The sequence below is a fragment of the Bartonella sp. AA23NXGY genome (genome assembly GCF_042197165.1).
In the GTDB taxonomy this organism is placed as follows: Bacteria; Pseudomonadota; Alphaproteobacteria; order Rhizobiales; family Rhizobiaceae; genus Bartonella.
In genome coordinates this window covers 162593-176020 of the sequence record NZ_JBHIRO010000001.1, presented here as the reverse complement: position 1 = coordinate 176020, position 13428 = coordinate 162593, and the positions used below count along the sequence as shown (strand labels likewise).

14 protein-coding genes and 1 pseudogene are annotated in these 13428 nt (G+C 38.5%); 3 read left to right on the top strand and 12 right to left on the bottom strand.

The window, feature by feature from the left end:
• Nucleotides 1–2 precede the first annotated feature (2 nt).
• Nucleotides 3–1331 carry a dihydroorotase gene (locus ACFINY_RS00730; protein ID WP_375700759.1) on the bottom strand — a complete coding sequence of 443 codons (1329 nt, stop codon included), beginning with the start codon at nucleotides 1329–1331 and terminating at the stop codon, nucleotides 3–5.
• A gap of 64 nt (nucleotides 1332–1395) precedes the next feature.
• Here ACFINY_RS00730 and ACFINY_RS00725 point away from each other — a divergent pair, with 64 nt between their 5' ends.
• From ACFINY_RS00725 to ACFINY_RS00715, 3 genes and pseudogenes are all read left to right on the top strand, one after another.
• Nucleotides 1396–2268 carry a YgfZ/GcvT domain-containing protein gene (locus ACFINY_RS00725; protein WP_375700758.1) on the top strand — a complete coding sequence of 291 codons (873 nt, stop codon included), beginning with the start codon at nucleotides 1396–1398 and terminating at the stop codon, nucleotides 2266–2268.
• Nucleotides 2261–2878: a YfbR-like 5'-deoxynucleotidase gene (locus tag ACFINY_RS00720; protein ID WP_375700757.1), complete on the top strand. Its 618-nt coding sequence runs from the start codon at nucleotides 2261–2263 to the stop codon at nucleotides 2876–2878. The genes ACFINY_RS00725 and ACFINY_RS00720 overlap by 8 nt, the downstream gene beginning before the upstream one ends.
• 351 nt (nucleotides 2879–3229) lie before the next feature.
• Nucleotides 3230–3371: pseudogene (locus tag ACFINY_RS00715) on the top strand (integrase); the annotation flags it as partial.
• 99 nt (nucleotides 3372–3470) lie between these two features.
• Here the strand turns inward: ACFINY_RS00715 and panB are convergent.
• The 11 genes from panB to rpoZ form a co-directional block, all read right to left on the bottom strand.
• Nucleotides 3471–4286 (bottom strand): 3-methyl-2-oxobutanoate hydroxymethyltransferase, encoded by an 816-nt coding sequence (gene panB, locus ACFINY_RS00710; RefSeq protein WP_375612945.1) that lies wholly within the window; start codon nucleotides 4284–4286, stop codon nucleotides 3471–3473.
• Nucleotides 4283–5143, bottom strand: a complete 861-nt coding sequence (gene panC, locus ACFINY_RS00705) for a pantoate--beta-alanine ligase (RefSeq protein ID WP_375700756.1) — start codon at nucleotides 5141–5143, stop codon at nucleotides 4283–4285. The genes panB and panC overlap by 4 nt, the downstream gene beginning before the upstream one ends.
• A gap of 23 nt (nucleotides 5144–5166) precedes the next feature.
• Nucleotides 5167–5913, bottom strand: a complete 747-nt coding sequence (gene recO / locus ACFINY_RS00700; RefSeq protein WP_375638092.1) for a DNA repair protein RecO — start codon at nucleotides 5911–5913, stop codon at nucleotides 5167–5169.
• 25 nt (nucleotides 5914–5938) lie between these two features.
• Nucleotides 5939–6844: a GTPase Era gene (era, locus tag ACFINY_RS00695; protein WP_375612948.1), complete on the bottom strand. Its 906-nt coding sequence runs from the start codon at nucleotides 6842–6844 to the stop codon at nucleotides 5939–5941.
• Complete coding sequence (gene rnc / locus ACFINY_RS00690) at nucleotides 6837–7544, bottom strand: ribonuclease III (RefSeq protein WP_375612949.1); 708 nt, start codon at nucleotides 7542–7544, stop codon at nucleotides 6837–6839. Before rnc ends, era begins: the two co-directional genes overlap by 8 nt.
• A complete protein-coding gene (lepB, locus tag ACFINY_RS00685) occupies nucleotides 7525–8337 on the bottom strand; it encodes a signal peptidase I (RefSeq protein ID WP_375611213.1) in 813 nt (270 codons plus the stop codon). The genes rnc and lepB overlap by 20 nt, the downstream gene beginning before the upstream one ends.
• A gap of 79 nt (nucleotides 8338–8416) precedes the next feature.
• Nucleotides 8417–8818 carry a holo-ACP synthase gene (acpS, locus tag ACFINY_RS00680; RefSeq protein WP_375612950.1) on the bottom strand — a complete coding sequence of 134 codons (402 nt, stop codon included), beginning with the start codon at nucleotides 8816–8818 and terminating at the stop codon, nucleotides 8417–8419.
• Between the two features lie 20 nt (nucleotides 8819–8838).
• A complete protein-coding gene (locus tag ACFINY_RS00675) occupies nucleotides 8839–9429 on the bottom strand; it encodes a DUF2062 domain-containing protein (RefSeq protein ID WP_375606309.1) in 591 nt (196 codons plus the stop codon).
• A gap of 93 nt (nucleotides 9430–9522) precedes the next feature.
• Nucleotides 9523–10101, bottom strand: a complete 579-nt coding sequence (gene pyrE, locus ACFINY_RS00670; protein WP_375700763.1) for an orotate phosphoribosyltransferase — start codon at nucleotides 10099–10101, stop codon at nucleotides 9523–9525.
• 16 nt (nucleotides 10102–10117) lie between these two features.
• Entirely contained in the window at nucleotides 10118–12343 is a 2226-nt protein-coding gene (locus tag ACFINY_RS00665; RefSeq protein WP_375611211.1) for a RelA/SpoT family protein, read from the bottom strand.
• Nucleotides 12344–12471: 128 nt separating this feature from the next.
• Entirely contained in the window at nucleotides 12472–12870 is a 399-nt protein-coding gene (gene rpoZ, locus ACFINY_RS00660) for a DNA-directed RNA polymerase subunit omega (RefSeq protein WP_273791104.1), read from the bottom strand.
• Nucleotides 12871–13428: the final 558 nt, after the last annotated feature.

Sequence of the window (13428 nt, the reverse complement as noted above, 5' to 3'; positions counted from 1 at the left end):
GTTTACACCAAAGTTTCCATAAATTTAACAGGCTCTCCTTGTGAAGGTGTAACAATTTCACCTTCCCACATAACGCGCATACCACGGATAATAGTCCCAACAGGCCAACCTTTAACTTTTTGACCATCATAAGGTGTCCAACCGGCGCGAGAACCAATTAAGCTATTCGTAATAATTTCCTCTCGCTTAAGATCAACAATGGTTAAATCAGCATCAAACCCAACAGCAATGCGCCCTTTACAACTTATACCAAAAATACGACTAGGGCCATGTGAAGTGAGATCAACAAAACGTTCAAGAGATATTTTTCCTGCATTCACATGTGTCAACATAATTGCTGCTGTTGTTTGCACGCCTGTCATACCTGAAGGTGAAGAGGGATAAGGTTGAAGTTTTTCTTCAAGAGTATGAGGCGCATGATCTGAACCTAAGACATCAATAATTCCTTGTTGAACACCGTACCAAAGAGCGTCACGGTGGCGCGGCTCACGAATAGGCGGATTCATCTGAATTAATGTACCAAACTTCTTATAATCATCAGCCGTGAGCGTCAAATGATGTTGTGTCACTTCAATTGTTGCAACATCCTTATGTTTTTTTAGAAAATCAATTTCTTCTTCTGTCGAAAGATGTAACACATGAATCCGAGCCTTCGTCTCATGAGCAATTTTTACCAAACGCTGCGTACATTTTAATGCCGCAACTTCATCACGCCAAATCGGATGTGACGATGCATCCCCTTCAATACGCAATATTTTACGCTCTTTGAGCCTCGCCTCATCTTCAGAATGAAAAGCTGCACGACGGCGTGTATTCTTCAAAATAAGGCGTACACTTTCATCATCATCAACCAAAAGATCACCGGTAGAGGACCCCATAAAGACTTTAATTCCAGCCGTACCAGGAAGTCTTTCTAATTCAGATAGTTCATGAGCATTTTCACGCGTTCCTCCAACCCAAAATGCAAAATCACAATGCATTCGATGAAATGCGCGTTTAACCTTATCGCTTAATGTTTCTTCTGATGTTGTTAATGGACTGGTATTAGGCATTTCAAAAACTGCCGTAACCCCCCCTAACACGGCAGAATACGAGCCACTTTCCAAATCCTCCTTATATTCATTTCCTGGTTCACGAAAATGCACTTGGCTATCAATAATTCCTGGTAAAATATGAAGCCCTGTACAATCAATGACCTCATTAGCCGATGCACATGTAAGGTCGCCTATTTCAGCAATACGACCATTTGTAATACCAATATCACGCTTGCTTCTTCCATCATGATTCACAAGTGTTGCACCTTTAAAAATTGTATCAAATGTTTTAAACATAACCACGCTCCTTACATATTGCTCACTTATCGATTATGTAACTTTGAGCAGAAAGGCAAGAACCATGATTAAAAAACAAAATGCCATTTGCTTAAAAAACCGCGGGCTTATTCAAATTACAGGCGAAGAAGCAACAGATTTTCTACAATCCCTGATCACGACAGATGTAAAAAAAATCAGTCCACAGGAACTTTTCCCTGGAGCCCTTTTATCCCCACAAGGAAAGGTTCTTGCTGATTTTCTTATCGGAAAAAAAGAAGATGGTTACCTGATTGATATCAGGATGCCTTTAGCTGATACGCTCCATAAGCGTCTGTTGCTCTATAAGCTGCGCAAAAAAGTAGAAATTACACAACCATTTCAAGAGCTTGTTACAGTTTCTTTGAATAATGAATCAGATTCTTTAAATTTTGATTCAAGTTTTGTTGATAAACGCTTCCCACAACAAGAAAAAATAATACGAATCTATGGCAAAAAACCTTTTTTAACTTCAGAATATCATGACACATGGAATCAATTGCGTATCCGTTATGCAATTGCAGAAAGTGATCAAGACTATGAAATTGGCAAAGTCTTTCCTCATGATATTAATTACGATCAAATCAATGGACTTGCATTCAATAAAGGATGTTATATTGGACAAGAAATTGTTTCACGAATGCACCACCGCCGTGCAGCACGTCGCCGTATTTTTATTGTAAAAGGCCAGTGTAAATTAACCCCTCAATCTAACATTGAAGCAGGAACAAAAGTGCTTGGCTACTTGGGAACATGTGTAGAAAATGAGGCTCTTGCTTTAATGCGTATTGACCACGTCAAAGATGCTATGGATTATAACATCCCCTTTACTGTAAAAAACATTCCTGTCACTATAAGCATTGCTGAAAATATGAATTTTACCTTTCCTGAAAATACTATAGAAAATACTCATGGCTAAAGCTGAATTATTAAAAAATGGAGAAGCCCGCGCTTGGCAAAGAATGCTCTCTGGAAGGCGACTTGATCTTCTCAACCCTTCTCCTTTTGATGTTGAAATTGAAGATATTGCCCATGGACTTTCTCGCGTGGCACGTTGGAACGGTCAAACACGAGGAGAGCATGCCTATTCTGTTGCACAACATTCACTTTTGGTTGAACAAATATTTCAAAAACTTTTTCCACAATCGGAAAGCAACGAATGTCTTTATGCCCTTCTTCATGATGCTCCAGAATATGTCATCGGCGATATGATTTCCCCTTTTAAAGCTGTCATAGGAAAACAATATGAACGCGTTGAAAAGCGCATCCAAGATGCTATCCACATGCGCTTTTCTCTTCCCGTTGATCTTTCTCAAAAACTTTTAAAAAAAATTAAACAAGCCGACCGTATTGCTGCCTATTATGAAGCGATTACGCTTGCTGGATTTAATACAGAAGAAGCCCTTCGCTATTTTGGCTCTCCCAATAATATTCTACCCGATGATCTTAATTTATCCCCCTATTCTACACAACACATTGAAAACGCATTTTTAACGCGCTTTAATGACTTGGATGCCCAAAGATTATAGACTCTTCGCATTGTTGATTCCTTGTCATTACAGAATCATCACACTGACTTATAATAATAATTCATTGTTTTTTCATTTTGAATGAGAGCTCCTAATATCGTAAGCTTCACTCATTTCAAATCTGTTTATATTGAATCAATCAAAATCATTCTCTTGCACACCACAAGCGGGTCTGGCGTGTGGGTAAAATTTTTTAAAGAAAGAGTTAAAATGCTCCTTATGAACCATCTCAAGTGCTAAGCGCTGTCGCAGCATTGAAAATTGGCAAAGTGTGTGATGATGCCGGCTTGCTCTCTTATGAAGCGTAAAGACGGGAGTACTCTATAAATTTTATAAACTTCATAAGGGACTTACCACTATACTATTAACGAACGCCGTCGCGAAATAGGTTGGGTACCTTAAGAAAGCTTTCTTTAAAAAAGCACGTGAATTAGCGACCCAATGGCGTTCTGTTTTGCATGAGAGGCGTGACTTCATTAAAGAAATGGAAAAAATCACAGTTCAAATTGCATACAAAATATATTAAATAATGCACATTCATTATCAAAATAAAAAATGTTCTCTTGTCAAACCTTTCATCTTAAACTGAAGTTTATTTTAGTTTATAAACTTCATTATCCGCTGGGAAAGCACGAGATGTGACATCCTCTGCATAATTCTTTATTGCAGTTTCCATGGCTTGTTCAAGGTCTCCATAACGGCGTACAAATTTTGGCACATGAGAACCATAGCCCAACATATCTTCCATAACCAATACTTGCCCATCACATTGATTGGACGCCCCTATACCGATCGTAGGGATAGAAAGCTTATCTGTCAGTTTCACCGCTAAAGGTTCAACCATTGCTTCTAAAACAACAGCAAAAGCACCTGCCTCTTCAATCGCTGCTCCATCTGCTTCAATTCTTTGCCAATCATTCTCCTTGCGTCCTTGTGTTTTAAAACCACCAAAACGATTCATTGCTTGGGGTGTAAGACCGATATGCCCCATCACTGGAATGCCACGTTTACACAAAAAATCTACTGTTTCGGCTATATAAACGCCCCCTTCAAGCTTAACTGCACCACACCCCGTTTGTGCAAGAATGCGCGATGCATTTAAAAAAGCTTGCTCTGGACTTTCCTCATAAGAACCAAAAGGCATATCAATAACAACAAGAGCTTTTTGAGATCCACGCACCACGGCTTTCCCGTGTGAAATCATCATATCTAAATTAACAGGAAGCGTTGTCTCAAACCCATACACAACCATCCCAACGCTATCACCAACCAAAAGGATATCGCAATATGGATCAGCAATCCGCGCAGTATAAGCTTGATAAGCTGTTAAAGAAACAATTGGCTGTTGTCCCTTTCGTGCACGTATTTCGGAAGATGTTATACGCTTTACGGTTTTATGTACACTCATTTTCCACCCTTCTCTTGCAATATATATTGATCAATCAGCCTTATCTCACCAAAGCGGACAGTAAGAAGTAAAACTGCTGGTTTATTCAATGTTCCTTTAACCACGCATAAAGTTTCCATATCCCGTAAATCTATCGCTTCAATGATTGCACGCGTTTCTTGTTGTAAAATATCACGAACAGTTTTGCATAATTTATCAACCGACCGTTCACCTTCATGATAAAGCTTTTCAGCAGCTTTTCCACTTTCAGGAATAATTTTGGCAGCTTTACGATCTTCTAATGTTAAAAGCTGATTGCGTGAAGAACACGCTACACCATCTGACTCCCGTAGAATAGGAACTCCAACGATTTCAATAGGAAAAGCCAAATCTTCAACCATACGCCGAATAATTAAAATTTGTTGAAAATCCTTTTCCCCAAAAAAAGCCTTATCTGGTTGGACAATGTTAAAAAGTTTAGCAACAACGCTTGTTACACCACAAAAATGCCCTGGACGTAATTTTCCCATCAAAATACGTGATAATTTTTTCACTTGTACAATTGTATCATTTCCTAGTGGCCACATTTCATCTACAGAAGGAGCAAAAACACATTCAACACCTGCTTCTTTTAACAAAGCACAATCGCCCTTCAAATCTCTTGGATATTGAGAAAAATCTTCATGAGGTCCAAATTGCTTTGGATTGACAAAAATAGAAACCACTACGCGATCACACATTGCTCTTGCATACTGTACTAATGCATGATGGCCATCATGCAATGCCCCCATTGTTGGAACAAAACCAATCGAAAAACCTAAACGTCGTTCCTCTGAAGTATATTGGCGGACTTCAGCAATTGTCTTTAAAATTCTCATTTTCCCATTCAATTATCATCAGATCAACCAATTAATGCCTGTACACCAAATTGACGCTCAAACAATTGTATCAAATTCATGCGCACTGACGGCTGCTTTATATCTCGTGGCTCCCAGACATGACGCATAAGAAAAAAACCCGTCAGTATAAAACCATTTATTATGTCACTAAAATCAGCAGGACGAGTCGTTCTGTGTACAAGAAACTGTGGTAGAATGAGAAGCTTTTTTTTCCAAGGTTCCCCTGCTTCTTCACAGACAGCCCGTCCAGATTTTGGTGATACGTAATGAAGCCTTTCCTGACGACCTGTTGCAGCACAACAAGATAAATCAAGACCAAAACCAAGTTCTTCAAGAAGCCGCATTTCAAAACGTACAAGCAATTCTGCATTTACAAATGGTTCATCAAAATTCTGCATAAAAAGGTGTAAAATATCATATAAAATGGGGTGCGGATCACGTTCGGGAAGAAGCCGCAAATGAAAAGCTATCAATTGCAAAGCATAAAGTGCTTCTGGTAGACAGATTAATCGTGCCGCATGTAAATCAAGAGCTTCAAGCCGAAAAAGTCCCAAATGTTCGTCTAAACGAGCCCACCATTCAGCCTCCACAAAATTTCCAGGTTGAAGAAGAGCTGCCATGCGACGCGAGCGCCCCCCTTTTACCACTCCCATATAACGACCATGTTCACGTGTCATAATCTCAAGAATAACACTTGTTTCACCATATTGGCGTGTACCAAGTATAACGGCTTGTTCTTTCCACTTCATTTTACTTTAATTATTTTTAAAAATCTTATTTTAAAAAATCCAATCCCATTTCACGATAACGTTCTGGATCGGTATCCCAATTATCGCGCACTTTCACAAAGAGAAAAAGATGCACCTTTTGATCCATAATTTCCATGAGTTCTTTACGTGCTGCTTGACCAATCGCTTTAATTGTATCGCCTTTTGCTCCTAAGACAATTTTTTTCTGACTCTCACGCTCGACATAAATAACTTGATTAATTTTAACGGAACCATCTGAACGCTCTTCCCAGTTTTCTGTTTCAACCGTTGAGGAATAAGGAAGTTCATCATGAAGACGAAGAAAAAGTTTTTCACGCGTAATTTCAGCAGCAAGATGACGCATAGGCATATCAGAAATTTGATCTTCCGGATAATACCATGGCCCTTCCTGCATCATGTTACTCAACGCATGAAGTAAATCCTTGCAACCAGAACCGTTTAGAGCAGAAATCATAAATGTTTGCGCAAACTTTACACGTTCATTTATTTTAGTGGTTAACGCTAGAAGAGATGATTTAACAACTGTATCAACCTTATTAAGAACAAGAACTTTTTCTTGTTTCATATTGTTTACAATATCTAACATCATATCAACTTCATCCGAAAGACCACTTTGAGCGTCAATTAAAACGAGTAGAACATCAGCGCTCTTAGCCCCTCCCCAAGCAGCAGAGACCATGGCTCGTTCTAAGCGCTTATGGGGTCGAAAAACACCCGGTGTATCAACCAACACAATTTGCACATCATCATGAATGACAATACCGCGGATTAAAGTTCGTGTTGTTTGTACCTTATGTGTTACAATTGAAACCTTTGTTCCAACCAATTGATTAACCAATGTCGATTTACCGGCATTAGGCATCCCAATAAGCACAACAAACCCAGAACGCTTTTTCATAACGTCACTCATGATCATTTTTTCCTACTGTTTTCCATACACCCTCTCGTCGCAAAATTTTTTCAGCTGCCATTCTTTCAGCATATCTTTTGGAGCTTCCCTGCCCAATCTCTGAAGCAAACCCAGAAATACTGACCTCTACCATAAAAACAGGATCGTGATCTGGACCTGAACGTTTTATAACCTGATAATGTGGTTGTGCATTGCCTTGGATATGCGCCCATTCCTGTAATTCTGTCTTGGCATCACGTCGACCAGCATCCATTTTCTTTGCCCGACTTTGCCAATATTTTTGAATAAAAGGGCGAACGCTTTCCAATCCTCCATCGAGATATATTACGGCAATCAAAGCTTCCACGACATCTGCATGCATGTTGATAAGTCGACGCCCCTCAAAATTTTTCATCTCAAAACCAACACGGATCATATCAGGAAGTCTCATTTCACGCGCAATATCAGCACATGTCTGTGCATTGACCAGATGATTTAAACGGACTGATAATTCACCTTCACTTGCCTGAGGAAAAAGTTGATACAGCATCTCTGCAATCAAAAGCCCTAAAACCCGATCCCCTAGAAACTCTAGTCGTTCATAATTCCCCTGTTCCGAATCTTGTACACTCGAGTGTGTTAATGCCTTCTTTAACCTCTCTTCATCTTTAAAACGATGCCCCGTCAGCTTGAAAAGCTGATCAATCATGAGACGTTTCATCGTTGTTTCCTTGCTTGATAAGCGGCAAATCATGAACCGTATTTATGAAAGAAAACAAACGTTTCCAACGCACATCAAATGGCCAGCGCCAAATCTGCCAAGCACTTGAACCATTACTGATAGAAAAGAAAATCACGCTCGCGCGACCAATAAGATTTTCTTCTGGAACATAGCCTACATCTAAACGACTATCATCTGAATTGTCGCGGTTATCTCCCATCATAAAGTAATGTCCTTGAGGAACTTCAAAGACTTCTGTATCATCAACTTTCGGGATGAAAGCTAAATCAAGTGTATCATAACTGACACCGTTAGGCATTGTCTCGCGATAAACCTCAACAGGATAGTTAACCTCTGTTATATCAGAATTATCAATCTCCCCCATAAAGTGACGTGAAACAGCCTCATCATTAATATAAAGGACACTTTGACGGACTTGTATACGATCACCTGGTAGCCCAACAACGCGTTTTATATAATCAATCTTCGGATTACTTGGTAAGCGAAAAACGACCACATCTCCACGTTGAGGTTGAGATGCCCAAATCCGTCCAGAAAAAAGAGGAGGAGAAAAGGGGATGGAAAAACGAGAATACCCATATGCATACTTAGAAACAAACAGATAATCTCCCACCAACAAAGTAGGACGCATTGAACCGGAAGGAATACTAAACGGCTGGAAAAAAAGTGTCCGAATAAACGCTGCTAAAAGCAAAGCCTGTATTAAAACAGAAATAAATTCACGAAGCCCACCTTTTTTTTCTTTTTTATGCACTTTATCTTTTTGGATCATCACCAACTGCCTTCTCATCACAGATATAATTTTTTTCATCATAATATTCAAATAACAAAAGCACAATCTCTCACGCCATCTATCCACGTGGAAGTGCTTCGATAATAATAAATGCCTGTGCCCAAGGAAAATCATCTGTTATGCTAAGATGAATAACTGCATCATGATGAGGAGGTAATAACTTTTGAAGTTGCACTTGCGCACGATTTGTTAATTGCATTATTGGTTTACCAGATGGCAAATTAACTACCCCCATGTCTTTCCAATTGATACCACAAGCGATTCCCGTTCCTAAGGCTTTAGCACATGCTTCTTTAGCAGCAAATCTTTTTGCATAGGACGAGGAGCTTTTTTTGAGATTTTCAGATCTATTTCTTTCAATATCCGTAAAAATACGTTGGATAAAACGCTCACCATAACGAACCAACATTTTCTCAATACGTCGTATATCAACCAGATCATTTCCAAGACCAATAATCATAAGATATTACCCGATCTTTCTTACGATGAGCGCTTCTTTAAACGCCTTTTTTTTATAATCTTTTGATATCGCTTTTGTTTAAAACGAACCGTTGCTCTGTAAACACCTATATAAGATAAACCACCAAAAACAATACCTAAAAGAGTTCCCCCTAAAATCATAGGACTCATAATTGTGTCCCATGCGCCTTTAAAGAGGAGAGAGAGATTTGACAATGTCAAACCATTAAATAGAGCACGAATTTGCGAAAGAGAAATCTCTTTGACATCGCTAAAAAGTGATAAACAAAAATACCCTACTTTATAATCAGCCATGACAATCAATAAAAATGTGAGTGGATTAGAAAAAATTGTCCCAATGATTGCGGCAGCAAAGTTTGCACGCAAAAGCCAAGAAAAAAATATTGCCAAAATAATATGCAGCCCAAAGAAAGGGGAACAAGCTAAAAAAACGCCAACAGCAACCCCTAATGCTACTTCATGCGGTGTTGCTGATATACGCAAAATACGTTTATGTATGTAGCAAAATGAGCGAGAAAATGAACGACGTGGCCATAACCAAAGTCGAATACGCGTTACAAAATCTATTGGTTCTCGACGACGAAAAAGCATATGACTCTCAATATACATCTTTTGATGATGAAATAATCTATATCATCCAAATTAATCTTTTTAAGCTTTTGCACAAAAAAAATAGAACGACAATTAAATATTTCGACTGCCTGGTTTAATCGCGGGAAGAACAGAAAGCTCTGCAGGAAGTGCATCACTAGCATAAGAGGTTATCTCGTATTCAGCAAGCGCAATCAATGGAACTCCAACATTGACCTTACCACCAGAACGATCAAGGATACATGCACTGGCCAACACCTCTGCTCCTGCTGCAACAAGCGCTTCAACAGTCTCACGAATGGAAAGACCCGTTGTTACAATATCTTCAACAATAACAACCCGTGCACCCTTCTTGATTTCAAAACGACGCAATTCAAAGATGCCATTTATACGCTCTACCCAAAGAGAAGGAACACCAAGGTGACGTGAAGTTTCATAGGAAGGAATAAGACCGCCAATTGCGGGACCAACAACATAGTCAATTTTTCCCTCGATAGATTTTTTGATTTTTTCAGCCAATCCACGACATAACTTTTCCGTCAAGTCAGCATGCATGAATACTTTCGCTTTTTGCATATAAGTCGCACTATGGCGCCCCGATGTTAAAATAAAATGCCCTTCTAGAATAGCATCTGCTTGTTTAAAAATATCAATGACATCTTGTGTCTTCATTGCAAAATCTTTCTTTTTATCCATGAACCCGCCGTACTGTACTTACTGAACCTGCCTTTTTTAACTGAGAAAAAATACGATTCAAATGTTTTAAATCCCACACTTCCAAATCAATCATAATTTCTGTAAAATCTGGTGCTGTACGGATAAAAGATAAATTTTGGATATTGGCATCGTTAGCAGAAATTATTTGTGTAATTTCAGCCAGAGAACCAGGACTATTTACAACTAAAATATTCATCCGTGCAGGAAAACGTTCATTCATTTGGGCATCAATATCCCAGCGGACATCAATCCATCGTTCTGGCTGATCATCATATGCCATCAAAGCTGAAGACTGTATTGGATAAATAACAATCCCAGCTCCTGGCTGCATAATACCAACAATCCGATCTCCAGGTACTGCTCCTTCCGGTGAAAAACGTACGGGTATATCTCCACGGGTTCCTCTAATAGGCAAGGCTTTAGATTGATGATTCTCGACCATTGCATTCTTTTCATTTTCTGGAACTTTAAAAATCATACCTTGAGCATTTTCAATATTAAACCAACCTTCTTCCCCAGGCTTAAAAGATGACTTTTGTACCACACGGTGATCTTGATAATCAGGATAAACCGCTTTAATCACATCAGCGGAAAACAGCTCTCCACGCCCAACAGCAGCCAATACATCCTCTACATCTTTACGTGCTAAACGTGGCAAAACTTTCTTCAAAAGGTCTTTTGAAAATTGCTTTCCCATATATTCAAATGAACGCTCGAGAATACGATATCCTAAACCCGAATATTGTTTACGTACCGCTGCACGACTTGCTCGTCGAATAGCTGAACGTGCTTTACCCGTGACAACAAGAAATTCCCATGCTGCTGGCGGAATTTGAGCGTGTGAGCGAATAATATCAACCTCATCACCATTTTTTAATTTGGTCATTAAAGGCATAATACGACCATTGATTTTTACACCAACACAAGAATCACCGATGTCTGTATGGACGGCATAAGCAAAATCAATAGGCGTAGCTCCTTTAGGAAAAGCAATTAATCGACCTTTCGGCGTAAAACAAAAAACTTGGTCTTGAAAAAGCTCAAGTTTTGTATGTTCTAAAAACTCTTCTGGATTATCTCCATCAGACAAAGATTGTATCGTTTGACGCAACCATGCATAGGCATTCGTTTCACTTGATAACTTCACAGTCGAATAATTGGAACCGTGCTCTTTATATATGGAATGAGCAGCAACCCCATATTCAGCAACTTCATCCATAGCAGCCGTTCTAATTTGCAACTCAACACGTTGTCTTGAAGGACCAACAATTGTTGTATGAATAGAACGATAATCATTTTGCTTTGGTATAGAGATATAATCTTTAAAACGACCAGGAACCATTGGCCATGTCGTATGAATGACACCAAGAGCACGATAACAATCATTCACGGACTCAACAATCACACGAAATCCAAAAATATCCGATAATTGTTCAAAAGATAATGCTTTACTTTCCATTTTGCGAAAAACTGAATAAGATTTTTTCTGACGGCTTTTAACATCTGCTTTAATGCCATTTTCCAAAAAAAGTTTTGTCAATTCATTTTCAATTGTGGAAAGCAAATCACGGTTGTGTTTCAATAATTCAGAAAGTCGATTGGTAATCGTACGATAACCTTCTGGATTTAAATAAAAGAAAGAGAGATCCTCTAATTCCTCACGCATATCCTGCATACCCATACGACCTGCAAGTGGCGCATAGATATCCATCGTCTCCTCAGCAATTCGCCGACGTTTATCATCACGCATAACACCAAGGGTACGCATATTATGAAGACGATCAGCAAGTTTGACTAAAAGAACACGAACATCATCAGAAATAGCAATAAGAAGTTTACGAAGATTTTCTGCTTGTACGGCTTTCTTTGATACAAGATCAAGCTTATTAAGCTTTGTAAGCCCTTCAACCAACTTCCCAATTTCAGAACCAAAAAGCTGATCAATTTCTGCTCGTGTAGCGCTTGTATCTTCAATTGTATCATGCAAAAGAGCAACAGCAATCGTTGCCTCGTCCAACCGCATATCTGTCAAAATAGCAGCAACTTCTAAAGGATGAGAAAAATAAAGATCACCTGACGCACGCTTTTGATGTGCATGCTTTTTCATTGCATAATCATAGGCCCTGTTTAAAAGAGCCTCATCTACGTCAGACTTGTAACGTTGAACACGTCCAACAAGCTCACACTGACGCATCATACGAGCATATCCTTTATCTTTTCACACCTCTAATCTTTATTGAACATGTCCTATCAATAAAAGACAAGAAAAATAATTGCTCCTTACATGACAAGGTATCTTTACTCCTGTAACATAAATTGCTGCAATTAATAATCGTCACTTTTTTCTGGAACAACCAAACCTTCAATACCCGCTAAAAGCTCTTCTTCTGACATATGATCAAATGAAGTACCTTCTTCTTGCGACGACGTATTAAAAACACTTTCAGCTTCACCTGAATGGGTAATAAATTCACTTGCCATTTCTGGCTCATCTACTTCCACATGCTTTTGCAACGAATGAATAAGGTCTTCCTTTAAATCAGCAGGCGACAATGTTTCTTCTGCTATTTCACGCAAAGCAACAACTGGATTTTTATCATTATCACGATCAACCGTAATCTGCGCTCCTTGTGAAATCTGACGCGCCCGATGACCTGCTAAAAGTACCAATTCAAAGCGGTTGTCAACTTTATCAATACAATCTTCTACCGTTACGCGGGCCATTTATGCCTCTTTCTCAAATAAAAAATTTAATAGCGGATAGAGGAGTATATACAATAATCAAAATAAAACACAAGAAAAACAACACAAACTTTTATATTTTTTGATTAAAGAACTTATTTAAAAAAATTCTTGGAAAATTTATAAAAATGTATAACCTATTCATGCTTGTTATCAAAATTTCTTTTAAAAGCATTCCAATAGATTGACTTCAAACAAAGGGAGGTCTTTCTTGACAAAATACTTGTCTGGAGTCCTTATCCTTTTAAAAGGAATACCTGCTGTTTAAACCCTTTGCAATAACAGCAGCCTTATACATACTTTTTATGATAATATCTTTATCTAAAGAGATAAACTTTTTTCTTTGAACATCATGTGTATCGCACTCTTATTCATCGAATAAATTACTGAAAGATGATCTCTCTTTACACAATAATGAGCAATAAGTTTATATTAAACTTTCTTCTAAAAAAGTTTATTTATATTCATTATAGATTGTTTATCAAAACATAACCCGTCATATACGCTATATAAAGACTCAAAAAAATAGAAAAACGATTG